This window comes from Streptomyces sp. SKN60 (genome assembly GCF_026236535.1).
Lineage (GTDB): Bacteria > Actinomycetota > Actinomycetes > Streptomycetales > Streptomycetaceae > Streptomyces.
In genome coordinates, this window is the sequence record NZ_JAHTMW010000008.1 from 322643 (window position 1) to 344616 (window position 21974).

Sequence of the window (21974 nt, forward strand, 5' to 3'; positions counted from 1 at the left end):
GCCGGGTGTCGGATTATAGTTCGGTCCGCGCACACTCCCGACATCCATTGCGAGGAGTCGACACATGGCGGGCCGTTTCCGGGCCTCGGAACACGACCTCATCCACATCGAGGAGCACAGGGAGGGGGCGTTACCGGGCACCGGGTCACGGACCCCGCCCGCCATGGCCGCCAGGTCCGCCGCCGCGTCCGCCGCACCGGACGACGGCCGGGGCGGCCGGGGCGGCCGGGGCATCCTTGCGCCGCGGTTCGCCCGGGGCATCAGCACCGTGGTCTTCGCGGGGTACGGCGCCGTCACCCTGCTCAACGTGCAGAACGCGGTGTCGAGCCGGCTCGGGCAGGTGCTGTGCACCCTCGTCGTGGGCGCGCTGTACACCCTGCAGATCGCGCAGGCGTCGCCGGCCGCCCGCCGGTGGTCCGGCCGGCGCCGGGCGGCCATCCTCGTCACCCAGGCGGGCCTCACCTTCGGGCCCATGGTGTGGCTGGGCATCGCCTGGGGAAGCATGGCGGGACCACTGGCCGGATCGATTCTTCTGATGCTTCCCGGCCGCTGGGCCTGGACCTGCTACGGCGTGGTCACCCTGGCCATCCTCGGCTGGTCGGTGGGCAGCGAGGGGATCTCGACCCTGGAGACGGGTTACTACGCCGTCTCCACCGCGCTGACCGGGCTCGTCATCTACGGGTTCACCCGGCTGACCGACCTCGTGCGCGAAGTCCACGACGCCCGCGCCGAGATGGCCCGGATGGCGGTCACCCAGGAACGGCTGCGGTTCGCCCGGGACCTGCACGACCTGCTCGGCTACAGCCTCTCCGCCATCACCCTCAAGTGCGAGCTGATCCACCGGCTCACCCCGGTCAACCCCGAGCGGGCCCGCGAGGAGGTCGCCTCGGTGCTCGGCGTCGCCCGGCAGGCGCTCGCCGACGTCCGGCTCGTGGCCAGCGGCTACCGCGACATGTCGCTCTCGGCGGAGGCCGAGTCGGTGGCCGAGGTGATGGCGGCGGCCGACGTCGAGACCGAACTCGACATCGACTGCGGCCGGCTCCACCCCTTGGTGGACACCGTGCTCGCGACCGCCCTGCGCGAGGGCGTCACCAATATGCTCAGGCACAGCAAGGTGCAGTCGTGCACCGTCACGGTGCGGGTCGAAGGAGAGTCGGTGCGACTGGACCTGGTCAACGACGGCGTCGTCGCGCAGGACCGGCCCGACGCCCCGGACCGCGGCAGCGGTCTGGGCAACCTGCGCACCCGGCTCGCCGCGATCGGCGGCGAGATGCGGGCCGGGACCGAGGCCGGGAACCGCTTCCGCCTGACGGCCGTCGCCCCGCTGCGGCCGCCCAAGGGCGAGGACGCGGAACCGAGGCTGCCGCGCGGCCGCCTGGAAGCCTGCCTGGCCGCCGCGGAGAGCGCGGAGCACGCGGATCCGCCGGTACGGGGCGATGCGGGCGTACGAGGCGATGCGGGCGTACGAGGCGATGCGGGCGTACGGGGAGACGCGGGCGTACGAGGTGACTCGGGCGGCAGTGAGGACACGGACGGTGGTGGAGGTGCGGATGGTGCTGGAGAGGTGAGCGCACCCGGAACATCGGGCAGACGCGGAGACGCGGGCAGACGAGCCGTCTGAGCGCACACAGGACACATCGGGGGAGCACATGCTGACGATCAAGATCCTGCTCGCCGAGGACGTGCACATGGTCCGGGGCGCGCTGGTGGCGCTGCTGGAACTCGAGCCGGACCTCCAGGTCGTCGCGTCGGTCCCCCGGGGGGACCTCATCGTGACGTCCGCCCTGGAGGCCCGCCCGGACGTCGCCGTCATCGACATCGACCTGCCGGGGGTCGACGGGCTCACCGCGGCCGCGGAGCTGCACGACCGGCTGCCGGACTGCCGCACCCTCATCCTCACGAGCCTCGGCAGACCCGGGACCCTGCGGCGGGCGATGGCGGCGCGGGTCTCCGGCTTCCTCCTGAAGGACTCCCCGCCGAACCGGCTCGCCCAGGCGGTGCGCTCGGTCGCCGCCGGGCAGCGGGTGATCGACCCCGAACTCGCCCTCAGCGCCTGGGAGGCGCCCGACAACCCGCTCTCCCCGCGCGAGACCCAGGTGCTGCGGCTCGCGGCGCGCGGCGCCGACGCCGCGGAGATCGCCGACCACCTCTTCCTCACCCAGGGCACCGTACGCAACTACCTCACCGCCATCGTCGACAAGCTCAACGCGCGTAACCGCATCGACGCCATCCGCATCGCGGAGGAGGCGGGCTGGATCCCGTAACCGGCCCTTCCGGACAGATCGGCCCGGACCGACCGGACCGACCGGCCCGCCGGACCGCGCGGCGGAGTTCAGCGCTCCGCCAGCGGCCCCGCGTCCAGCTTCGACAGCACGCCCGCCAGATGCACCGCGTCGCTCTCCGGGCCGCGACATGCCGTCAGACAGACCGGCCCCCGCGCCCCCGCCATCCGGCGCAGGAACGGAGTGAGCACAGCCCGGGGCCCGATCTCCACCACATGGCTGGGGGCCTCCCGGGCGAGCATCCGGCGGGCCGCGTCGGCGAACCGCACCGGCGTGGTGAGCTGCGCCGTCCAGTACGCCGTCGTCAGCGGCTCGTCGTACTCGCGGCCGTACACCGTGGAGTAGTACGGCAGTTCCGGCCGCCCGCCCGGCACATGCCGGGCCGCGGCCTCGAAGCGCGGCGCCATCGGCTCCATCAGCGGCGACTGGAAGGCGTGCCGCACCTGGAGGAAGGTGCTGGCGATGCCGATCTCCGCAAGGCGTTCGCGGACCCGTTCCAGGCCCTCCACCGGGCCCGAGAGCACCGTGGCGCGCGCCGCGTTGACCGCGCCGATCGTCACCTGCGGCTCGCCCGCCGCCGCGTCGGCCGCCTCGAAGGGGCTGGCGCAGGTCGCCATCATCCCACCGCCGGACGGCAGATACTGCATGAAGGCGCCACGGGCGCACACCAGCCGGGTCGCGTCGTCGAGCGACAGCGCCCCGGCCACCACCGCCGCCACGAGCTCGCCGGTGCCGTGGCCGAGCACGGCCACCGGACGCACGCCCTCCTCCATCACCGTCATCGCCAGCGCGTAGCCGACCGCGAAGAGCGCCGGCTGGGTCAGCGCCGTCTGGTGCACCCGGTCGTCCCCGCCGAGGATCAGCTCGGCGACCGAACGGCCCAGATACGGGGCGATCGCCTCGTCCGCCGCGCCGAGATGGCGCCGGTACGCGGTGAGTTCGCGGTGCATCCCGGAGGTCATCCCGGGATGCTGGGCGCCCTGCCCGGTGAACACGAACGCCGCCCGCACCAGGCCCGAGTTCCGGCGCATCCCGTACCGCATCGCCAGATGGCGGGCGAGATCGCGCACCGTCGGATGGGCCCACAGGTCCGCGAAGTCGAACAGCGGGCCGAACTGCTCCTCGATGTCCCCGCACAGGCTGAGCACGGACACCGAGTCGATCCCCCAGGCGGACAGGTCCTCGTCGTCGCCGACCTCCCGCCCCGCGTACCGCGCCACCCGCCCGGCGAGCCAGCTCGCGAACTCCCGCTCGTCGGGCCCGCCCGGTGCCTTGCCGCTCATGCCTTCCCCCTCTGTCGTCCCTCCCCGCCGGCGGAAGTACCGACCGGGTCGCCCGCGGCCAGCGGCGCGGGCCCACCGCTAGCGGCGTGAACCTGCCGCTCCGACCAGGTCGTCGGCCAGGTACTGGTGCAGCGGCCGCAGGCCGCCGCTCAGGAACAGCCGGCGCATCGCCACCCGTTCGACCTTTCCGCTGCTGGTGCGGCGGACGGTGCCGGGGCGCACCAGGAGCACGCCCGCCACCGCCACCTGGAACTCCTCGCTGAGACAGCGCCGTACGTCCGTCACCAGCTCCTCCAGGTCGAGCGCGTACCGCTGGTGGGTGCGCAACTCCTGGACCACGACCACCCGTTCGCGCTCGCCCGGGACGGAGAAGGCGGATCCGGTGCCGAACAGCGAGCTCACCCGCTGGACCGTGCGCTCCACGTCCTGCGGATAGAGGTTGCGGCCCGCGACCATGATCACGTCCTTCAGCCGGCCGGTGACATAGAGCCGACCGTCGTCCACCGTGCCGAGGTCACCGGTGCGCAGCAGCCCGCCCGTGCCGTCGGCCGTCACCGCCCCGAAGCGTTCGGCGCTCGCCTTGCGGTCGCGCCAGTACGCCCCGGAGACGCCCGGACCGCTCACCCATATCTCGCCGATCCGCCCGTCGGGGAGCACCCGGCGGCTCTCCGGGTCCACGATCAGGACCTGCCCGGCCGCCTCCGCGACCCGCCCGACGGACACCAGGGAGGTCCGGGCGCGCCGCCCGGGCTGGGCCTCGCGCACCTCGCCCTGCTCCAGGGCCCCGGTGTCGACCGTGCGCTCGCCGTCCGCGGCCGGGCCGCCGGAGACCAGCAGGGTGGCCTCGGCGAGGCCGTACGCCGCGTGCAGGGTGTCCGGGCGCAGACCGGCGGCGGCGAACCGCTCGGTGAACGCCCGCCGGGTCTCGGCGCGCACCGGCTCGCCGCCGGAGACCGCGATCCGCCAGCCCGACAGGTCGAGCCCGGCGAGCTCCTCGTCCGAGACCCGCCGCACGCACAGGTCGTACGCGAAGTCGGGGGCGCCGCTCACCTCGATCCCGTACCGTCCGATCGCCTCCAGCCAGCGGGCCGGCCGCTTGACGAAGGCCTCGGGGGAGAGCGTGACGGAGGTGCCGCCGAGCCAGAGCGGATGGAGCAACTGCCCCACCAGGCCCATGTCGTGATGGAACGGCAGCCAACCGCCGATCCGGGCGTCGGGGCCCGCACCGAGCAGCCGGGCGAGGGCCTCCTGGTTGGCGAGCAGATTGCGGTGGGTGACCACCACGCCGTTCGGGCTGCCGGTGGACCCGGACGAGAACTGCAGATACGCCACGGTGTCCGGATCCGCCTCGGGCAGCCGCTCGGTGCCCGTCCCGCCGACCGCGTCGGCCGCGAGACAGGGCACCGAGCCGTGCCCGTGCCGGGCGAGCAGCCGGGACACGTCCGGTGCGAGCGACGCGCAGGTGAGCGCGGCCCGCGGATGGGTCTGCCGGACGATCCCGGCCACCCGCTCCTCGTGGTGGCTGCGGCCGTCGTAGGGCGGCACCGGCACGGCGACCGCCCCGGCGTACAGACACGCCAGGAACGACACCGCGAACTGGGCCCGGGACTCGTGGAGCAGCAGCACCGGCTCGCCGGTGGCGCCGTCGGCGAGCAGCCGGCCGGCGAGCCGGCGGGCCCGGGCGTCGAGCGCGCGGTACGTGAGCGAGGCGGGGCGACCGCGTTCGTCGCTGTCCGGCAGCAGGAGCAGCGCGGTGCGCTCCGGTGCCCGCCCGACTCTGTCGGTCATCAGTTCGGTGAAGGTGCGATGGTCGCTCAACTCGGCCCCCTGCGTGTCGTACGGGCGCTGACGCCCCCGGCGGTCGGCGCCCGTCTCTCACCCGCCGATCGACCGTAGGCACGACGGCTGGACGGGCACTCGACCGGCGCTGGGCCGGGCCGGAGCGGAACGGGCGCGCGCGGGGGCTTGCGTCCTCAGCGGGGCGCCGTCCAGCCGACCCTCGGGCGCACCCGCCGCGGCGCGCCCCAGGGCGCGCGCGGAGCCCGGGCCGCCGGGTCGTCGGAGTCCTCCGCCGCGGCCGCCGCACGCACCCTGGCCAGCAGGACGGCCGTCAGCGCGGCGAGTTCCACGGGGTCCGGCCGCCCCCGTACGACGACGAAGGCGGGCTGCGTCTCGGTGGTCTCGTCCATGGGGCCGATGCTGGGTCCGGCGACTCGAGAAGTCCTCGGGAAGGGGTGGGGGCGGGGGTGCGGGGGAGAGGCGGTCGAGGGGACCCGGGAGGGCCCGGATCGGGCCGGCAGAGGCCCGGGGCAGGCTCTGGGGGAGGCCGCCGTCGGAATGCCCCCGGCGGCGAGAGCGCCCGGTCACCTGCCGGGCCCGGCCGGGCGGGAGGTCTCGACCGGGCCGGCGGAAGGCCGCTCGGCGGACGTGCCGGTGGAGCGCCGCCCGGCGGCCGTCAGCCGGCGGTCAGCGGGCGCGCCGGGTCCACGGCGACGCGGGCGGTGCCCGCCAGGCCGCCGAGCCGGGTACGCCAGGGCGCGCCCGCCCGGACCCGCTCGTCGGCCGCGGGGTCGTGCCACCACAGCAGACCCGTGTACGCGTACGGGTCGGCCACCGAGCGCAGCAGCAGGCTGCCGCCGAAGGCCTCCTCGGCCACGCACGCGCCGACCAGTGAGCCGAAGTCCAGCTCGAAGCGGTCCGGGTCGGCGGTGTGCGCGACCGCGGCCCGCAGCAGGACCAGGCGGGCGGCGTCGGCGGGCGTGCCGTTCGGCGCCATCCGGCCGACGGTGACGAGGAGTTCGGCCTCCGCGGGCGCGGGCGGCGCCGCCGGCTCCTCGCGTCCGGCCCGCAGCAGCCGGTCGAGGCCGGTCCACTGCTCGACGTGCACATAGGCGCCGGGGCGCCCGGTCAGGGCGGCGGTCACCTGGGAGACGAAGCCCCGGCGGGACTCCCGGCGCCGGGCGTGGGCGAGCAGGCCGGTCTCGAACTCCCCGGGCGGCGCGGTGGTGGTGAAACGTCCGATCACGGTCAGTTCCGGCTCACGCTCGCGTGGATACACCGCCCGGCCCCCCTTCTCGTCCCGGTGGTGCGTGCAGTCCCGGACATCCGACCACAGGCTGCTTGAGAACCGCTTGAGGAGGCCCTAGGGGGTGTCTCGCCGATCATGCCGGGCTCTCGGCGTCTGGCACGCGCGCTCGCCGCGTTGTCGTCGGTCGGCAACGGCCCCCTCGGCCTGGCGGCCGGGGAGGTACCCCCACCGCGTTGACTCCCTCCTCCGCCTTGCGATCACACGCACCAGACGCCGCTCGCTGATCCGGCCTGATCGGCGAGACACCCCCTCGGTCCCGGGCAGGGCCCGCGCGCCCGAGAGTTCCTCGAGGATCCACCGAGCCGCCGCGGGGACCGTGGCCTTCCCGAAGTCTCGGAAGGGAGGGCCCGACGTGCCCGCAACCGGAAACAGCGACGGCGTCGCCACCCGTGTGCTCCTCGGGCGGCTCGCGCGGTCGGTGTGGACCTCGCTCGTCGCCTACGGCTCCATGTGGGTGCCCGTGGACGAGAACCCGCTCTGGCAGCGCTACCAGCAGGCCATGGCGGCCGACCCGCGGACCGGAGGTCCGCAGGCCGGGGCCCCGCGGCCCGACGGCGGAACCGATTCTGACCGGAAGACCTCGAGCGCGAATTGAGCGGTGCCCGCCGACACCCGGCGGACGGGGCGGAGGAACGGAGGGATGGCATGACGACGGTGGTGGACCCGGTCGACTCCTCGGAGGTCGCCGTCCAGGAACGCATCGCCCGGCTCGAACACGAGTTCGGCGACCTCGACGACCCCGGAAACCCGCTGGGCGCCCAGCAGTTCCTGGCCGCCGACGAGGAGCGGCGGCTGCTGCCGGCCGCCGAGCGGCTGCTCGACGCCTTCGGCCTGAACGCCGAGTTCGTGCCCGTCGCCCTCGGCGGCCGGCTCGACCGGCTCGACGTGCTGGCCCGGGTGCTGCGCGTGGTGTTCCGCCGCGACGCCGCCCTGGGCCTGGGCTACGGCCTCACCTCGTACCTCGCCGCGGTCGGCGTGTGGACGGCCGGCACGCCCGGCCAGCGGCAGGAGACCGCCGCCCTGCTGCTCGCCCACGGCAGGATGGCCTGCGCCTACCCCGAGCCGCCGCAGGGCAACGACTTCCTGCGCAACCGGCTCACCGCCGTGCCGGACGGCGCCGGCTACCGCGTCGGCGGCCGCAAGGAGGCCCTCAACAACGGGGCCCGGGCCGGCGCCCTCGTGCTCTTCGCCGACACGCCCGACGGGCTGAGCGCACTCCTGACCCCCGGACCCGCCCACCCCGACGGCGCCGGCATCCGGCTGCTGCCGCGCCGCCCGACCACCGGCGTACGCGGCTGCGCCGTCCAGGGCCTCGCCTTCGACGGGCCCCGGCCGCCCACCGGACGGCTCCTCGGACCGGCGGGCGGCGGCACCCGACTCGCCGAGCACGTCTTCCCGCTCACCCGCAGCGCCGGTCTGTCGATGACCCTCGGCTGCGCCGACACCGCCCTGCGCACCACCACCGCCTTCGCCCGCTCCCGGCGCCGCCGCAGCCCCGCCTCGCTGCACTCCTCGCGGACCCGCACCGCGCTCGTGAACGCCTTCGCCGACCTGCTGGTGTGCGACTGCCTGTCCCTCGTCGCCACCCGGGCCACGCATGTGCTGCCGCGCGAGAGCCGGACCCTCGGCGCCGTCGCCAAGTACCTGCTGCCGATGGTCCTCACCGAGACGATGGACGACCTGTCGATCGTGCTCGGCTCCGAGGCGTACGCCACCAGCGGCGGCTACGCGATCTTCCAGAAGACCGCCCGCGACCTGCCGATCCTCGGCCTGGGCAGCGCGGGCGCCTCGGCCAGCCGGGCCGTGCTCGTCGCCCAACTGCGCCGGCTGCCCGCGTTCGGTACGCCACAGGCGCAGGGCGACGCCGAACTCGGCGCCCTCTTCCGGCCGTTCGACGCGGCCCTGCCGCCGTGCGAGGTCTGGGAGAACGGCCGGCCCGCCGACCGGGACTCGCTGCTCGGCTCCCTGGAGGAGTCGGCCCGGCACGCCGACGGACCGCTCGCCGAGGCCGCCGGGGTGCTCGTGGCGCAACTGGCCGTGCTGCGCGAGGGCTGCGCCGAACTCGCCGCCCGGCCCGCCGCCGAGCCCCCCGGCCCCCGCGCCCTCGCCCTGGCCGACCGCTACGCGCTGCTCGTCGCGGGCGCCGCCTGCCTGGGCGTGTGGCGCCACCGCCCGCCCGGCGGCTTCCTGGCCGGCCCGGACTGGGCGGCCACCGCGCTCACCCGCGTCGCCGGCCGGCTCGACCGCACGGCGGTCCGGATGCCGGAGGCCGCCGCCGACCAGCTGCTCGGCGAGCTGCTTCACCGCTTCGACGACGCCCGCAGCTACGACCTGTACGCGACCGCGCTCGGCCGCTCGTGACCGTACGAGGCGTGACCAGGAGGTACGACATGGAACACCCGGTGCGGCATCGCGGGGGCGGGGGCTCGTGGCGGGAGGTGCGGGACGCGGTCGCCGGGGACGGCAGCTGTGTCGTGTACGCGGCCGTCGACGACTGGGTGCCGGCGGACCCCGGCGCGCCGGGGCTCGCCGCCGATCTGGGGCCGGACGACCACGCGCGGCTGGTCCGGATGCCCGCCTCGCGCAACCGGGACCGGTTCGTCGCCGCCCGGCTGCTGCTCAAGTCGGCGGCGGGCGCGGTGCTCGACGCCCTGCCGCACGAGCTGGAACTGGCGTACAAACCGGGCGGCCGCCCGTATCTGCGCGGCATCGGCCATCTGGACGTCGGCCTCAGCCACACCGAGGGCCTGCTCGTCGTCGGCCTCACCCGGGTCGGCCGGATCGGCGTGGACACCGAGCCGGCCGACCGGCGGATGCTGGAGCTCGGCACCGAGCACCAGGCCTGCACCCCGCACGAACTGGCGGCCCTGGAGCGGGTCCCCCCGGAGCGGCGCAACCGCGAGCTGGTGCGGCTGTGGACGCTCAAGGAGGCCTACAGCAAGGCGATCGGGCAGGGACTCCGGTTCCGCTTCACCGAGTTCGGCTTCGGGCCGCCGGTCGGGTCGCCCGGCGGCCCGACCCGCATGCTGCGGCCCGACGGAACCCCCGGCGCGGGGCGCGAGTGGACCTTCCACAGCTGGCCGGTCGAGGACGGCCGCACCGCCTACACCGTCAGCGCCGCCGTCCACGACCCCGGCTTCGACGACCGGGCTCCAGTGCCAGTTGAGCGATGAACGAGGCACTGCGGTGACCCTCTCCTCGCGCATCTGACCGAAAAGGTGCGGCAAGAAAGCACGGCCACACACGGCCGGATGAATCACGGCCACATGCAGCGCGGCGTACGAAGGGGGATCGGGTGCAGCGCTATCTCGCGGTCCGGCCGGGGCCCGCCACGGACGGGATCCGGCTGTTCTGCTTCCACCACGCCGGCGGCGGCGCCATGACCTTCGCCGGCTGGCAGCGGCGCATCGGCCCGGACGTGTCCGTCCTGCCGGTCCGGCTGCCCGGCCGGGAGACCCGGCGGCGCGAGGACCGGATCACCGACGGCGCCCGGCTCCTCGACGAGCTCCAGGCCGACCTCGGCCCGCTGCTCGACGAGCCGCACGCCCTCTACGGGCACAGCCTGGGCGCCCTGGTCGCCTACCGGTTCGCCGAGCACCGGGTGCGCGCCGGGCTGCGCCCGCCCGAGCTGCTCTCGGTCGGCGCCTGCTCGGCGCCCCAACTGCCCGCCCCGGTCCTGGAGACCCTGCTCAGCCCGGAACTCCCCGACGAGGAACTGATCCGGGCGCTCGGTGACAACGAGTCCATCCCCGCGCTGCTGCGGGGCCGGATCGGCTGGCTGGCCGGCACCCTCGCCACCCTGCGCACCGATCTGCTCCTCGCCCAGGACCTGCGGTCCGCGCCCGTGACCGCGCTGCCCTGCCCCCTCGACGCCTACGCGGGCGAGGTGGACCCGCTGGTCTCCGCGCCCGAGGTGCAGGCCTGGCAGGAGTGCACCACCACCCGTTTCCGGCTGCGGACCGTCCGCGGCACGCACTTCTTCGTACGGGGCCGGGACGTGCCCCGGGCGATGGGGGAGGCCCTGCGGGCCCCTGCGACAGGACCCGGTGCGGCGCGTCCCGGCACGGCGCCGCGCCAGGCCGGCTGATCCACGTAACCCGAAGGAGATCCGCGCATGGACATCAGCGTGCTCGGCCCGTTCCGGGCCACCCTGTCCGGGGTGCCGGTGCACCTCACGGCGGTCAAACCGCGCAAGGTCTTCGCCCTGCTCGCCCTCCAGGCGGGCGAGCTCGTCTCGGTGGCCTCGCTGGTGGAGGAGGTGTGGGGCGAGCATCCGCCCCGCAGCGTCCAGACCACCCTGCAGACGTACATCCTGCAGATCCGCAACGCCATCGGCGCCGCGCTCGGCGACGGCACCGAGCGCGCCGCCCTGCCCAACGGCGTCAAGAGCGTGCTCGTCACCGAACCCGGCGGCTACCGCCTCGACAGCCACGGCGGTCTGCTCGACGCCCATGAGTTCGACGCGCTGTCCTCGGCCGGCCACCGGGCCCTGCACCAGGGCGACTGGCCCGGCGCCTCCTCGTACTTCGGCCGGGCGCTCGCCCTGTGGCACGGGCGCGCGCTCGCCGACGTGCAGTGCGGGTCGCTGCTCGAAGTGGAGGCCACCCGGCTCGACGAGTCGCGGATGAGCGTCCTTCAGCGGCGGATCGAGGCAGACCTGAGGCTCGGGCGCCATCATGAGCTGGTCGGCGAGCTCTCCGGGCTCGCCGCGCGTCATCCCCTGCACGAGGCGGTGCACGAGCAGCTGATGCTCGCGCTGTACCGGGTCGGGCGCCGCAGCGACGCCCTCTCCGTCTACCGGCAGCTGCGCCGCTGCCTCAACCAGAGCCTCGGCCTCGACCCCTCGCCCAGCGTCGAGCACCTGCACCAGGCGGTGCTCGACTCCTCGCCGCGGCTCGACCTGGACGCGCGGCTGGCGAGCGCCAACTGACCCGTACCGACCGACCGTATCGACCGACCCGTCGACCGACCCGTATCGACCGATCGAGAGGAACCATCGTGACCGACATGAACCTGTCCGAGCTGGGGGCGCTCCTGCTCGAATGCGTCGGCGCCCCGGAGGAGGGCATGGCGCTGGAGGGCGAGGCCGCCCTCGACACCCCGTTCCTGGAGTTCGGCTACGACTCGCTCGCCCTCCTCCAGGCCACCAGCGTGATCAACCGCACGTACGGCATCGTCCTCGACGACGACGCCGTCATGGAGGCCGAGACCCCGCGGATGCTGCTCGCGCTGATCGGCGCGGCGCCGCGCGCCGGCGCGATCCGCTGACCCACCGACGGACCCCACCCGACCGAGCAGACGGAGGAGACCCATGCCCTACGCAGCCATCACCTACCGGGTCAAGCCGGGATTCGAGGAAGAGATCACCAAGATCTTCACCGACTTCCGGAGAGTCGACACGCCCGACTTCACCGGCGCCGACGGGGAGCAGGCCGGCCGGCTGCTCGGCACGGCCGTGTTCCTGAAGGACGACGTGGTCGTCCGGGTCATCCACTACGAGGGCGACTTCGCGGCCGTCGGCCGGCACATGGCCGCCCAGCAGGGCGTGCACAGCGCGGAGGCCGCGCTCCTGCCGTACCTCGCCGAGCCCCGTGACACCCGCTCGCCGCAGGCGTTCGCGGAGTACTTCCGGGAGGCCACCATGCACACCCTGGTCCAGCTGACGGTGGACACCCACCCCACGGAGGCCCGGGCGTCATGACCGAGGTGCTGGCCGTCGTGGCCGTGCTCGGCAGCGGGGTCACCGCCGGAGTGCTGTTCGCCGTCGCGCTGAGCGTGCTGCCCGCGCTGTTCGCGATGGAGACCGGCACCTATGTGCACGCGCACCAGCTGCTCGGCCGCAACTGGGACCCCACGATGCCCGTCATCGTGCTGAGCAGCACCCTGGCCGACGGGGTGCTCGCCGTGGCGGCCGACGGCGCCGCGCGCCCGCTGTTCGCGGTCGGCGCGGTGCTGCTGCTCGGCGTGTCCGGGGTGTCCCATCTGTGCAACGTCCCCATCAACCGCCGGGTCAAGGCGATCACCGACCCGGCGGTCATCCCGCCCGACTGGGAGGACCCGCGCCCGCTCTGGCGCCGCTTCCACTATCTGCGCACCGCCCTGGCCCTCGTGGCCCTGATCCTCAACGGGGCGGCGCTGGCTGCAATCTGATTTCACGTCAGATCACATCCGTCGGGCCGCACTCCCGGAGTGCGGCCCGGCGGATGTTGCGTCAGCCCTGCGCGGCGGGCAGATCCCGTACCGAGATCTGCGCGACCGTGTTCAGCAGGCTGCGCTGGAAGGTGGCCACGAAGCCCTCGACCGTGTCCGTGTCCCGGGGCCGGCTCAGATACGGCTTCAGCTTCCGTTCCACCTCGCGCACGCCCGGCTGCGCGGCCATGTGCCGGGCCACGGCCTCCAGATCGCCGGTGTACTCGATGACCCGGACCAGGGTGTCGTCGCGCAGGAACACCGCGGTGGCCAGGATCGTGCCGGCCTGCTCGCCCGCGGCGTCCTCGACCCGGCTGCTGCGCACCCGCTTGAAGTCGCCGAAGATCTCGGCGAGTTCCTTCTCGTACCCCGGCTTGATGTCGTACGTGATCGCTGCGAACGGCATGCCCGTGCCCTCTCCCTCAACCGCTGTCGTGGACGTTGCCGCCAGGCAAGCCCGACCGGCTCGGGCCCCGCTCGAAATCCCCCGTAACAGCGGCGGACCCCGCACCCTGGAGAGGATTTCGAGCGGCCCTCCAGACCCCGGTGCGACGTTCTCCCGTGACCACCGACCACCGGGAGGACCCGTGCACCGCACTCTGATCGTCGCCAAGCTGCGGCCGGACAGGACGGACGACATCGCGAGGATCTTCGAGGAGTCCGACGCCACCGACCTGCCGCACATGATCGGCGTGAGCCGCCGCACCCTGTTCCGGTTCCACGGCCTGTACTTCCACCTGGTGGAGGCCGACGGAGACATCGGCGCCAACCTCTACCGCGCCCGCAGCCACCCGCTCTACGACGACATCAACACCAAGCTCGCCGCGTGCGTGGAGCCGTACGACCCGGACTGGAAGGAACCGAAGGACGCGATGGCCACGCCCTTCTACATCTGGACCAAGGACGGAGGGCGGATCCAGTGACCACCGCCATCACCCGCACCGTGAAGGTGGCCGCCGCCGAGGTCGCGGCCAACACCAAGCGCGGCGGAGACATCCGCGTCACCCTCAGCCCCAAGACGGTCGGCTGCACCTCCGGCTTCGGCGGCGTGCTCGACCTGGCGCCCGGCGACTGGATCACCGAGCACTACCACCCGTACTCCGAGGAGTTCCTGCACGTCGTCGAGGGCACCCTGGAGATGACCCTGGACGGCAAGGACGTCGTCGCGCTCGGCCCCGGCGACTCGCTGTGCGTGCCGATCGGCGTCCGCCACCGGCTCCTCAACACCGGTGACACCACCGCCCGCTGCGCCTTCCACCTGTCGCCGCTCGCGCCGCGCCCCGAGCTCGGCCACGTCGACACCGAGCAGGCGCAGCGCCCCGAGCAGGCCAACCCGGACGTCGGCGGTGCCCGGTGACCCGACGGGCCGTCATCACCGGCATCGGCGCGGTCGTGCCGGGCGGGGTGGGCCGGGAGGCCTTCTGGCGGACGCTGTCCGAGGGCCGCACCGCCACCCGGCGGATCACCCTGTTCGACCCGGCCCCGTTCCGCTCGCAGGTCGCCGCCGAGGTCGACTTCGACCCGGCGGCGGCCGGCCTCACCGCCCGGCAGATCCGCCGCATGGACCGGGCCGCCCAGTTCGCCGTGGTCTCCGCCCGCGAGGCCGTCGCCGACAGCGGCATCGAGCTGGCCGCCCTCGACCCCACCCGGATCGCGGTCTCGATCGGCAGCGCCGTCGGCTGCACCATGGGCCTGGAGGAGGAGTACGTCACCCTCTCCGACGGCGGCAAGCGGTGGCTCGTCGACCACGAGTACGGAGTGCCGCACCTCTACGGCTACATGGTGCCGTCGACGCTCGCCGTCGAGGTCGCCTGGGAGACCGGCGCCGAGGGCCCGGTCGCGCTGATCTCCACCGGCTGCACCTCCGGGCTCGACTCCATCGGGCACGGCGTGCAGCTCATCGAGGAGGGCACCGCCGACGTCGTCGTCACCGGCGCCACCGACGCCCCCATCTCGCCCATCACCTCCGCCTGTTTCGACGCGATCAAGGCGACCACCCCGAACAACGCCGACCCGGAGCACGCCTCCCGCCCCTTCGACGGCGAGCGCGACGGCTTCGTGCTCGGCGAGGGCGCCGCCGTCCTGGTCGTCGAGGAACGCGAGGCGGCGCTCGCCCGCGGCGCCCGGATCTACGCCGAGGTCGCCGGCTTCGCCAGCCGCAGCAACGCCCACCACATGACCGGCCTCAAGCCCGACGGCCGCGAGCTCGCCGAGGCCGTCACCGTCGCCCTCGACCGGGCCCGGCTCGACCCGACGGCCGTCGACTACATCAACGCGCACGGCTCCGGCACCAAGCAGAACGACCGCCACGAGACCGCCGCGTTCAAGCGCAGCCTGGGGCAGCACGCCTACGACATCCCGGTCAGCTCCATCAAGTCGATGATCGGGCACTCGCTCGGCGCGATCGGCTCCATCGAGGTGGCCGCCTGCGCCCTGGCGCTCGACCGCCAGGTGGTGCCGCCCACGGCCAACCTGAAGACCAAGGACCCGCTCTGCGACCTGGACTACGTGCCCGTCACCGCCCGGGAGCACGCCATGGACACCGTGCTCACCGTCGGCAGCGGCTTCGGCGGATTCCAGAGCGCCATGGTCCTGTCCCGCCCCGGCACCGTCCGGGCCGCGTGAGAGGAGGAGCCATGACGTCCGTCGCGAACGCCGCCCCCGTCGTCACGGGGCTCGGCATCGTCGCGCCCACCGGCATCGGCGTCGCTGCGCACTGGGCCGCGGTCCTGGCCGGCAAGTCCGGCATCGGCCGGATCGGCCGCTTCGACCCCAGCCCCTACCCGGTGCGGTACGCCGGCCAGGTGCCCGGCTTCGACACCGCCGAGCAGGTGCCCAGCCGGCTGATCGTGCAGACCGACCACTGGACGCACCTCGCCCTCGCGGCCGGCGAGGCCGCCCTCGCCGACAGCGGCGCCGACCTCGGCGCCATCGGCGAGTACGAGATGGCCGTGGTGACCTCCTCGTCCTCCGGCGGCACCGAGTTCGGCCAGAAGGAGATGACCGCCCTCTACCAGCACGACCCCGGCTGGGTCGGCGCCTACCAGTCCATCGCCTGGTTCTATGCCGCCACCACCGGACAGCTCTCCATCCGGCACAAGATGCGCGGCCCGTGCGGCGTCCTCGCCTGCGAGCAGGCCGGCGGCCTCGACGGCATCGCCCAGGCCCGGCGGCTGCTGCGCGGCGGCTCGCGCCTGGTCGTCACCGGCGGCACCGACGCCTCGCTCTGCCCGTACGGCCTCACCGCACAGCTCACCACCGGCCGGCTCTCCACCGTCCCGGACCCGGAGCACGCCTATCTTCCCTTCGCCGCCGAGGCCTCCGGCCATCTGCCCGGCGAGGGCGGCGCGATCCTCGTCCTGGAGACCGCCGAGGCCGCCGCCGAGCGCGGCCTGGGCAGCGGCTACGGACGGATCCTCGGCCACGCCGCCGGTTTCGACCCGGCCCCCGGGTCCGACCGGCCGCGCGCCCTGCGCCGTACCGCCGAACAGGCCCTCGCCGACGCCGGCCTCACCCCCGCCGACATCGACGTCGTCTTCGCCGACGCCGCCGGCAACCCGGCCGACGACCGCGCCGAGGCGGAGACCATCACCGCGATCTTCGGCCCGCGCGGGGTGCCCGTCACCGCACCCAAGACGCTCACCGGCCGGCTCTACGGCGGCGGCGCGCCGCTCGACGTGGCCACCGCGCTGCTCGCCCTGCGCGAAGGCGTCATCCCGCACACCGCGCACGTCCACGAGCCCGCCCCGGGCCTGGAGATCGACCTGGTCACCGGCGCCCCGCGGGAGCGGCCGCTGCGCCACGCGCTGGTCCTGGCGCGCGGCCACGGCGGCTTCGCCTCCGCCCTGGTGCTCGGCCGCTGAAGGCCGCCGACCCCACCGACCACCGAGGGAGTTCCCATGGCAGGACACACCGACAACCACATCGTCATCGACGCCCCGATGGACGTCGTGTGGGACATCACCAACGACGTCCCCGGCTGGCCGAACCTGTTCAGCGAGTACGCCTCCGCCGAGATCACCGAACGCGACGGCGACACCGTCGTCTTCCGCCTCACCATGCACCCCGACGAGGACGGCAACGTCTGGAGCTGGGTCTCCCGGCGCACCGGCGACCCGGTCACCCGCACCGTGCGCGCCGAGCGCGTCGAGACCGGCCCCTTCGAGTTCATGCGCATCTTCTGGGAGTACACCGAGGAGCCCGGCGGCGGTGTCCGGATGCGCTGGGTGCAGGACTTCCACATGAAGCCCCAGGCCCCGGCCACCGACGAGGCCATGACCGAGCACCTCAACCGCAACACCAAGGTGCAGATGGCGCTCATCAAGGAGCGGGTCGAGGCCGCGGCACGCGCCCTGACCCGCTGAGGAGGCGGCCGTGCTGAACGTCCTCGCCCCCCTGCTGCTGCTCGCCAACGGCCTCGCGGCCGGCGTGATGCTCGGCACCCAGCTCGGCGGCTTCCCCTACATGGCCTCCCTGCCGGTGAACCGCTATGTCTACGCCCACGCGTTCCTCGGACAGCGCTACGACCCGACCATGCCGATCTGTCTGATCGGCACCGTCGTCCTGGACGCGGTCCTGGCGATCACAGCGCCCGACCCGACGGCCCAGCTCCTCTTCGCCGTCGCGGGGTTCCTCACCGCGACCACCCCGGTCATCGCCGTCACCAAGAACGCGCCGGTCAACCGCTGGATGCGCACCCTCGACCCGGACGACCTGCCCGCCGACTTCAAGGACCCGCGCCCGGAATGGGGCGCCTGGAACAGCCGGCGCAGCTGGATCACGCTCCTCGCCCTCGCCGTCAACTGCACGGCGCTCGGCTTCCTGCTCTGACCATTCCGATCCCACTGTTCTCATGCGAAGGGAAGATCCATGGACCTCGAACTGCGGGGCAAGAAGGCCCTGGTCACCGGCGGCACCCGCGGGGTCGGCCGGGGCGTCGTCCTGGCGCTCGCCCGGGCCGGCGTCGACGTGATCACCTGCTACCAGAACGACAGCGACCACGTCGCCTCCCTGGAGCGCGAGCTCAAGGAGACCGGCGGCGACCACCATGTGCTGCGCGCCGACCTGTCCCGGCCCGAGGAGATCGCCGCCCTGCTCGGCCGGGTGCGCGAACTGCACGGCGACCGCCTCGACCTGCTCGTCAACAACGCCGGCACCATCAGCCACATCCCGTACGCGGACCTCCCGCTGGACGAGTGGCAGCGGATCTTCGCCACCAACGTCACCGGCGCCCACCTCGTCATCCAGCACGCCCTCCCGCTGCTCGGCGCCGGCTCCTCCGTGGTCACCGTCGGCTCCCGCGCCGTCGAGGCCGGCATCCCGCTGCGCGCCCACTACACCGCCACCAAGGCCGCGCTGGCCGGCCTGAACCGGTCCCTCGCCAAGGAGTTCGGCGCGCAGGGCATCCGCTTCAACCTGCTCGCGCTCGGCGTCATCGAGACCGAGAACTTCCACGCCATGCCCGCGGAGCAGCAGAAGGTCATGAAGGAGCGGTACGGCGCCAAGACCGCCCTCGGCCGGCTCGGCACCCCCGACGAGGTGGCCGGCGCCGTGCTGTGGCTCGCCAGCGACCTGTCCCGCTACGTCACCGGCAACACCATCGGCGTCGACGGGGGGATCTCCTGATGACCTTCCGGGTGATGCTGCGCATGGAGATCGAGCCGGGCAAGGAGGCCGACTTCGAGAAGGCCTGGCTGGCCGGGACCGAGGCGGTCACCGGCCACCCCGCCAACCTCGGCCAGTCCCTCGCCCGCGAGGAGGGCGGCCCGGACGGCCACAGCACCTATGTGATCGTCAGCGACTGGCTGGACGAGCCGCGGTTCCGCGCGTTCGAGAACAGCCCCGCCCACCTGGAGCACCGGGCCACCCTCCACCCGTACCGCAAGGGCGGCACCTTCCACGTCATGACGGTGCTCCACGGCATCGAGGGCCGGGCGGCCGCCGATGCCCGGTAAGGGCCAGGTGCGGGTCGTCGTCTACCAGGCCGCGCACGACGAGGAGCAGCTCGCCGCCGTCCGCGCGGCCTACCACCAGGTCAGCGAACGGCTCGCCAAGGTGCCCGGCATGCTCGGCAACGAACTCCTGCGCAGCCCCGCCGACCCCACCGCGCTCGCCGTGATGAGCCGCTGGGAGTCCATGGCGGCCTTCCTGGCCTGGGAGGCCGGCGCCGAGCACCGCCAGGACACCGCCCCGCTGCGCCCCTTCCGCGACACGCGTACGCCCGTCCCGTTCGCGGTGTACGAGGTGGACGCCGCGTACTGACCGCGGCGCCGCCCGTACGCGTACCCGTACCCGTACCCGTACACGTACACGTACTCCGAAGAGAGAGAACCCACCATGGCAGAGCGTCAGTTGGCGTTCATCGGGCTCGGCAGCATGGGCGGCGGCATGGCCCGGCGGCTGCTGGAGACCGGGCACACGCTGACCGTCCACAACCGCACCGCGCAGAAGGCCGCCCCGCTCGCCGAGGCGGGCGCCCGGCTCGCCGCCACCCCCGAGGACGCGGCGGCCGGCCACCGGCTCGTCCTGCTCAGCCTCAGCGACGAGAAGGCCGTCGAGGAGGTCCTCTTCGACCGGGTCGTCCCGGTCCTCGCCCCCGGCTCCGTCGTCGTCGACACCTCCACCGTGTCCCCGGGTTACGCCCGCGAGGCCGCCGCCCGGCTCGCCGACAAGGGCCTGCGCCGGGTCGAGGCCTGCGTCGTCGGCAACCCGCTGCAGGCCCGCAAGGGCGAGCTGCGGGTCTTCGTCTCCGGCGACCCGGCGGACCTGGCGGAGGTCCGCCCGGTCCTGGAGGCCTTCGGCAGCGAGATCGTGCACGTCGGCGCGCCCGGCACCGCGACCAGCCTCAAGCTCATCCTGAACCTGCTGCTCGGCGCCCAGGTCGCCGCCCTCGCCGAGGCCGTCGCCTACGGCACCGCGGCCGGCCTGGACCGCGACCAGCTCATCGGCGTCGTCGCGAACAGCGGCTTCAGCTCGCTCGTGATGCGCTTCCGCGCCGACCTGATGCTCAAGCGGAGCTACGAGCCGGCCTTCTTCCGCTCCGCGCTCATGGCCAAAGACATCCGGATCGCCCTGGCGGCAGCCGCCGGACACGGAGCCGCGATGCCCGTCCTCGACGTGGTGCACGAACGGTTCAACGAGGTGCTCGCGGCCGGCGACGGCGACAAGGACGCGTCCGTGCTCGTCGAGCACCGGCCCGGCGCACCGACGAGGCAAGGAGAAGGAGGGTGAGATGGTGCTGAGCACCACCCGGAGCACGCTCCGGAACACCGACGTCCTGGTGGTCGGCGGAGGGATCGCGGGTCTCTCCGCCGCCGTCTTCCTCGCCCAGCAGGGCGTGGACTGCCTGCTGGTCGAGCGGCGGGCCGAACTGTCGGGACACCCCAGGGCCCGCGGAGTGCATCCGCGGGCCATGGAGCTGATGCGCGCCGCCGGCGTCGAGGCCGAGCTGCGCGGCACCCCCTCGGCCCGGCTGCTCGCCGACAACTCCGGGGTCATCGCCGCGACTTCGCTCGCCGGACCCGAACTGGGCGTCCTGGACGAGAAGTACGTCATGGACGTGGGCGCCGACATCGGCCTGCTGTCCCCGACCGGCTGGTGCCTGTGCCACCAGGGCGAACTGGAGGACGTGCTGCGCGGCCGCGCCGAACGCCTCGGCGTCGCCCTGCGGTTCGGCACCGAGCTGGTCTCCTTCGACCAGCACGGCGCCGGAGTCACCGCGCTGCTCCGGGACCGCGCCACCGGCGCCGACCGGACGATCGAGGCCCGCTACCTGGTGGCCGCCGACGGCGCCCACAGCGGCATCCGCGACACCCTGGGCATCGCCTTCGACGGCGAGACCCTCGGCCACTACCTCAACATCCACTTCGACGCCGACCTCACCGAGCCGCTCGCCGGCCGCCGCTTCCTGATGTGCTACACGGCGGGTGAGGGGGTGCGCGGCGCGCTGGTGCCGCTGGACAACGCCACCGAGTGGCTGCTGCACGTCGCGTACGACCCGGCGACCACAGAGCCGGAGTCGTTCACCGAGGAGCGCTGCGCCGAGCTCGTACGGGCCGCCGCCGGAGTGCCCGGGCTGCGGCCGCGGATCCGCTCCGTCTCGCCGTGGGACGGCGCGGCCCGTACGGCGGGCCGGTTCCGCGACGGCCGGGTCTTCCTGGTCGGCGACGCCGCCCATGTGATGCCGCCCAGCGGCGGCTTCGGCTCCAGCACCGGCATCCAGGACGCCCACAACCTGGCCTGGAAGCTCGCGGCCGTCGTGGCCGGCTGGGCGGGGGAGGCGCTGCTCGACAGCTACGACGAGGAGCGCCGGCCGATCTGCCGGGCCACCGTCGAACAGGCCGCGCTGCGCTCCAAGGACCGGCCGCGGCTCACCGGCGGAGCCGACGGGACCGGCGAACGGCCGCCCGTGCACCCCGGGATCGTCGAGGACGCCCAGGTGTGGCTCTCCTGGCGCTACCGCTCCTCGGCCGTCACCGCCTGGGACGAGGGCGTGCTGCCCGGGTACGGCGTGTGGTCGGCCGAGAATGACGGCCGGCCGGGCGGCCGGGCCCCGCACCTGCGGCTGCGCCGGGGCGGCGCCGAACTCTCCGTGCTCGACCTGTTCGGCGACCGGCCCGTCCTGCTCACCGGGCCCGACAACCGCGCCTGGCAGGAGGCCGCCCGGGCGGTCGCGCACGAGCTGGACCTGCCGCTCACGGTGCACGGCATCGGCGCCGAGCTCATCGACGTCGACGACCGCTGGCCCGAGCTGTACGGCGTGACGGCGCAGGGCGCGGTCCTGGTCCGCCCGGACGGGGTCGTCGCCTGGCGCTGCGCGGACGCCCCCATCTTCGCCCGCGACACCCTGCGGGCGGTGCTGGTGCGGCTGCTCGCCCGGTAGGGCGCGGCGGGGAAGGCGAAAGGCGCCGGCCGCCAGGGAGTCTCCCTGGCGGCCGGCGCCTTTGTGGTGCTGGTGCGCCGTCCGGATCAGTAGCGGTAGTGGTCCGGCTTGTACGGGCCCTCGACGGGGACGCCGATGTAGGCGGCCTGCTCGGGGCGGAGGGTCGTGAGCCGGACGCCGAGGGCGTCGAGGTGGAGGCGGGCGACCTTCTCGTCGAGGTGCTTGGGGAGGGTGTACACGCCGATGGGGTA

27 protein-coding genes are annotated in these 21974 nt (G+C 74.1%); 21 read left to right on the top strand and 6 right to left on the bottom strand.

The window, feature by feature from the left end; genetic code table 11:
* Positions 1-163 precede the first annotated feature (163 nt).
* Together KV205_RS16195 and KV205_RS16200 are read left to right on the top strand one after the other, a co-directional pair.
* Positions 164-1621 (top strand): sensor histidine kinase, encoded by a 1458-nt coding sequence (locus KV205_RS16195; RefSeq protein ID WP_265865063.1) that lies wholly within the window; start codon positions 164-166, stop codon positions 1619-1621.
* A gap of 28 nt (positions 1622-1649) precedes the next feature.
* The gene (locus KV205_RS16200) at positions 1650-2264 is read left to right on the top strand and encodes a DNA-binding response regulator (protein WP_265865064.1); all 615 of its coding nucleotides are present in this window, start codon (positions 1650-1652) and stop codon (positions 2262-2264) included.
* Between the two features lie 68 nt (positions 2265-2332).
* On the opposite strand, the gene KV205_RS16205 is transcribed toward KV205_RS16200, so the two are convergent.
* From KV205_RS16205 to KV205_RS16220, 4 genes are all read right to left on the bottom strand, one after another.
* Complete coding sequence (locus KV205_RS16205) at positions 2333-3565, bottom strand: acyltransferase domain-containing protein (RefSeq protein WP_265865065.1); 1233 nt, start codon at positions 3563-3565, stop codon at positions 2333-2335.
* A gap of 78 nt (positions 3566-3643) precedes the next feature.
* A complete protein-coding gene (locus KV205_RS16210) occupies positions 3644-5353 on the bottom strand; it encodes a fatty acyl-AMP ligase (protein ID WP_265865066.1) in 1710 nt (569 codons plus the stop codon).
* A gap of 185 nt (positions 5354-5538) precedes the next feature.
* Entirely contained in the window at positions 5539-5754 is a 216-nt protein-coding gene (locus KV205_RS16215; protein ID WP_265865067.1) for an acyl-CoA carboxylase epsilon subunit, read from the bottom strand.
* 266 nt (positions 5755-6020) lie between these two features.
* A complete protein-coding gene (locus KV205_RS16220) occupies positions 6021-6590 on the bottom strand; it encodes a hypothetical protein (protein ID WP_265865068.1) in 570 nt (189 codons plus the stop codon).
* Positions 6591-7005: 415 nt separating this feature from the next.
* Here KV205_RS16220 and KV205_RS16225 point away from each other — a divergent pair, with 415 nt between their 5' ends.
* From KV205_RS16225 to KV205_RS16260, 8 genes are all read left to right on the top strand, one after another.
* Positions 7006-7248, top strand: a complete 243-nt coding sequence (locus KV205_RS16225) for a hypothetical protein (RefSeq protein WP_265865069.1) — start codon at positions 7006-7008, stop codon at positions 7246-7248.
* A gap of 50 nt (positions 7249-7298) precedes the next feature.
* The gene (locus KV205_RS16230; RefSeq protein WP_265865070.1) at positions 7299-9014 is read left to right on the top strand and encodes an acyl-CoA dehydrogenase family protein; all 1716 of its coding nucleotides are present in this window, start codon (positions 7299-7301) and stop codon (positions 9012-9014) included.
* 29 nt (positions 9015-9043) lie between these two features.
* Positions 9044-9826: a 4'-phosphopantetheinyl transferase superfamily protein gene (locus KV205_RS16235; protein WP_265865071.1), complete on the top strand. Its 783-nt coding sequence runs from the start codon at positions 9044-9046 to the stop codon at positions 9824-9826.
* Between the two features lie 122 nt (positions 9827-9948).
* Positions 9949-10740 (top strand): alpha/beta fold hydrolase, encoded by a 792-nt coding sequence (locus tag KV205_RS16240; protein ID WP_265865072.1) that lies wholly within the window; start codon positions 9949-9951, stop codon positions 10738-10740.
* Between the two features lie 27 nt (positions 10741-10767).
* The gene (locus KV205_RS16245) at positions 10768-11583 is read left to right on the top strand and encodes an AfsR/SARP family transcriptional regulator (protein ID WP_265865073.1); all 816 of its coding nucleotides are present in this window, start codon (positions 10768-10770) and stop codon (positions 11581-11583) included.
* A gap of 77 nt (positions 11584-11660) precedes the next feature.
* Positions 11661-11921 carry an acyl carrier protein gene (locus tag KV205_RS16250; RefSeq protein ID WP_265865101.1) on the top strand — a complete coding sequence of 87 codons (261 nt, stop codon included), beginning with the start codon at positions 11661-11663 and terminating at the stop codon, positions 11919-11921.
* Positions 11922-11964: 43 nt separating this feature from the next.
* On the top strand, positions 11965-12354 hold the full coding sequence (locus tag KV205_RS16255; RefSeq protein WP_265865074.1) for a SchA/CurD-like domain-containing protein: 390 nt from the start codon (positions 11965-11967) through the stop codon (positions 12352-12354).
* Positions 12351-12803 (top strand): DUF1772 domain-containing protein, encoded by a 453-nt coding sequence (locus KV205_RS16260; protein WP_265865075.1) that lies wholly within the window; start codon positions 12351-12353, stop codon positions 12801-12803. The genes KV205_RS16255 and KV205_RS16260 overlap by 4 nt, the downstream gene beginning before the upstream one ends.
* Before the next feature lie 61 nt (positions 12804-12864).
* On the opposite strand, the gene KV205_RS16265 is transcribed toward KV205_RS16260, so the two are convergent.
* A complete protein-coding gene (locus tag KV205_RS16265) occupies positions 12865-13248 on the bottom strand; it encodes a SchA/CurD-like domain-containing protein (RefSeq protein ID WP_265865076.1) in 384 nt (127 codons plus the stop codon).
* A 181-nt stretch (positions 13249-13429) separates the two neighbouring features.
* On the opposite strand from KV205_RS16265, the gene KV205_RS16270 reads away from it, so the two are divergent.
* The 11 genes from KV205_RS16270 (at position 13430) to KV205_RS16320 (ending at position 21723) form a co-directional block, all read left to right on the top strand.
* The gene (locus KV205_RS16270) at positions 13430-13765 is read left to right on the top strand and encodes a TcmI family type II polyketide cyclase (protein WP_265865077.1); all 336 of its coding nucleotides are present in this window, start codon (positions 13430-13432) and stop codon (positions 13763-13765) included.
* A complete protein-coding gene (locus KV205_RS16275) occupies positions 13762-14199 on the top strand; it encodes a cupin domain-containing protein (RefSeq protein WP_265865078.1) in 438 nt (145 codons plus the stop codon). The genes KV205_RS16270 and KV205_RS16275 overlap by 4 nt, the downstream gene beginning before the upstream one ends.
* Entirely contained in the window at positions 14196-15467 is a 1272-nt protein-coding gene (locus tag KV205_RS16280) for a beta-ketoacyl synthase (protein ID WP_265865079.1), read from the top strand. Before KV205_RS16275 ends, KV205_RS16280 begins: the two co-directional genes overlap by 4 nt.
* An 11-nt stretch (positions 15468-15478) precedes the next feature.
* Positions 15479-16705 carry a ketosynthase chain-length factor gene (locus KV205_RS16285; protein ID WP_265865080.1) on the top strand — a complete coding sequence of 409 codons (1227 nt, stop codon included), beginning with the start codon at positions 15479-15481 and terminating at the stop codon, positions 16703-16705.
* Positions 16706-16741: 36 nt separating this feature from the next.
* On the top strand, positions 16742-17206 hold the full coding sequence (locus KV205_RS16290; RefSeq protein ID WP_265865081.1) for an SRPBCC family protein: 465 nt from the start codon (positions 16742-16744) through the stop codon (positions 17204-17206).
* A 10-nt stretch (positions 17207-17216) separates the two neighbouring features.
* Complete coding sequence (locus KV205_RS16295; protein WP_265865082.1) at positions 17217-17672, top strand: DUF1772 domain-containing protein; 456 nt, start codon at positions 17217-17219, stop codon at positions 17670-17672.
* A gap of 39 nt (positions 17673-17711) precedes the next feature.
* Positions 17712-18467, top strand: a complete 756-nt coding sequence (locus tag KV205_RS16300; RefSeq protein ID WP_265865083.1) for an SDR family NAD(P)-dependent oxidoreductase — start codon at positions 17712-17714, stop codon at positions 18465-18467.
* Positions 18467-18796, top strand: a complete 330-nt coding sequence (locus KV205_RS16305; RefSeq protein ID WP_265865084.1) for an antibiotic biosynthesis monooxygenase family protein — start codon at positions 18467-18469, stop codon at positions 18794-18796. The genes KV205_RS16300 and KV205_RS16305 overlap by 1 nt, the downstream gene beginning before the upstream one ends.
* A complete protein-coding gene (locus KV205_RS16310; protein ID WP_265865085.1) occupies positions 18786-19103 on the top strand; it encodes an antibiotic biosynthesis monooxygenase family protein in 318 nt (105 codons plus the stop codon). The genes KV205_RS16305 and KV205_RS16310 overlap by 11 nt, the downstream gene beginning before the upstream one ends.
* A gap of 75 nt (positions 19104-19178) precedes the next feature.
* Positions 19179-20072 carry an NAD(P)-dependent oxidoreductase gene (locus tag KV205_RS16315; RefSeq protein ID WP_265865086.1) on the top strand — a complete coding sequence of 298 codons (894 nt, stop codon included), beginning with the start codon at positions 19179-19181 and terminating at the stop codon, positions 20070-20072.
* A gap of 1 nt (position 20073) precedes the next feature.
* Entirely contained in the window at positions 20074-21723 is a 1650-nt protein-coding gene (locus tag KV205_RS16320; RefSeq protein WP_265865087.1) for an FAD-dependent oxidoreductase, read from the top strand.
* A gap of 86 nt (positions 21724-21809) precedes the next feature.
* Here KV205_RS16320 and KV205_RS16325 read toward each other — a convergent pair.
* Positions 21810-21974 (bottom strand): adenosylhomocysteinase (locus tag KV205_RS16325; RefSeq protein WP_265865102.1); only part of this gene is annotated, 165 nt, incomplete at its 5' end.

Coding starts and splice junctions, on each gene's coding strand:
- KV205_RS16195 (WP_265865063.1), top strand. CDS start 164: ATGGCCGCCAGGTCCGCCGCCGCGTCCGCCGCACCGGACGACGGCCGG.
- KV205_RS16200 (WP_265865064.1), top strand. CDS start 1,650: ATGCTGACGATCAAGATCCTGCTCGCCGAGGACGTGCACATGGTCCGG.
- KV205_RS16205 (WP_265865065.1), bottom strand. CDS start 3,565: ATGAGCGGCAAGGCACCGGGCGGGCCCGACGAGCGGGAGTTCGCGAGC.
- KV205_RS16210 (WP_265865066.1), bottom strand. CDS start 5,353: ATGACCGACAGAGTCGGGCGGGCACCGGAGCGCACCGCGCTGCTCCTG.
- KV205_RS16215 (WP_265865067.1), bottom strand. CDS start 5,754: ATGGACGAGACCACCGAGACGCAGCCCGCCTTCGTCGTCGTACGGGGG.
- KV205_RS16230 (WP_265865070.1), top strand. CDS start 7,299: ATGACGACGGTGGTGGACCCGGTCGACTCCTCGGAGGTCGCCGTCCAG.
- KV205_RS16235 (WP_265865071.1), top strand. CDS start 9,044: ATGGAACACCCGGTGCGGCATCGCGGGGGCGGGGGCTCGTGGCGGGAG.
- KV205_RS16245 (WP_265865073.1), top strand. CDS start 10,768: ATGGACATCAGCGTGCTCGGCCCGTTCCGGGCCACCCTGTCCGGGGTG.
- KV205_RS16250 (WP_265865101.1), top strand. CDS start 11,661: ATGAACCTGTCCGAGCTGGGGGCGCTCCTGCTCGAATGCGTCGGCGCC.
- KV205_RS16255 (WP_265865074.1), top strand. CDS start 11,965: ATGCCCTACGCAGCCATCACCTACCGGGTCAAGCCGGGATTCGAGGAA.
- KV205_RS16260 (WP_265865075.1), top strand. CDS start 12,351: ATGACCGAGGTGCTGGCCGTCGTGGCCGTGCTCGGCAGCGGGGTCACC.
- KV205_RS16265 (WP_265865076.1), bottom strand. CDS start 13,248: ATGCCGTTCGCAGCGATCACGTACGACATCAAGCCGGGGTACGAGAAG.
- KV205_RS16285 (WP_265865080.1), top strand. CDS start 15,479: ATGACGTCCGTCGCGAACGCCGCCCCCGTCGTCACGGGGCTCGGCATC.
- KV205_RS16290 (WP_265865081.1), top strand. CDS start 16,742: ATGGCAGGACACACCGACAACCACATCGTCATCGACGCCCCGATGGAC.
- KV205_RS16300 (WP_265865083.1), top strand. CDS start 17,712: ATGGACCTCGAACTGCGGGGCAAGAAGGCCCTGGTCACCGGCGGCACC.
- KV205_RS16305 (WP_265865084.1), top strand. CDS start 18,467: ATGACCTTCCGGGTGATGCTGCGCATGGAGATCGAGCCGGGCAAGGAG.
- KV205_RS16310 (WP_265865085.1), top strand. CDS start 18,786: ATGCCCGGTAAGGGCCAGGTGCGGGTCGTCGTCTACCAGGCCGCGCAC.
- KV205_RS16315 (WP_265865086.1), top strand. CDS start 19,179: ATGGCAGAGCGTCAGTTGGCGTTCATCGGGCTCGGCAGCATGGGCGGC.
- KV205_RS16320 (WP_265865087.1), top strand. CDS start 20,074: ATGGTGCTGAGCACCACCCGGAGCACGCTCCGGAACACCGACGTCCTG.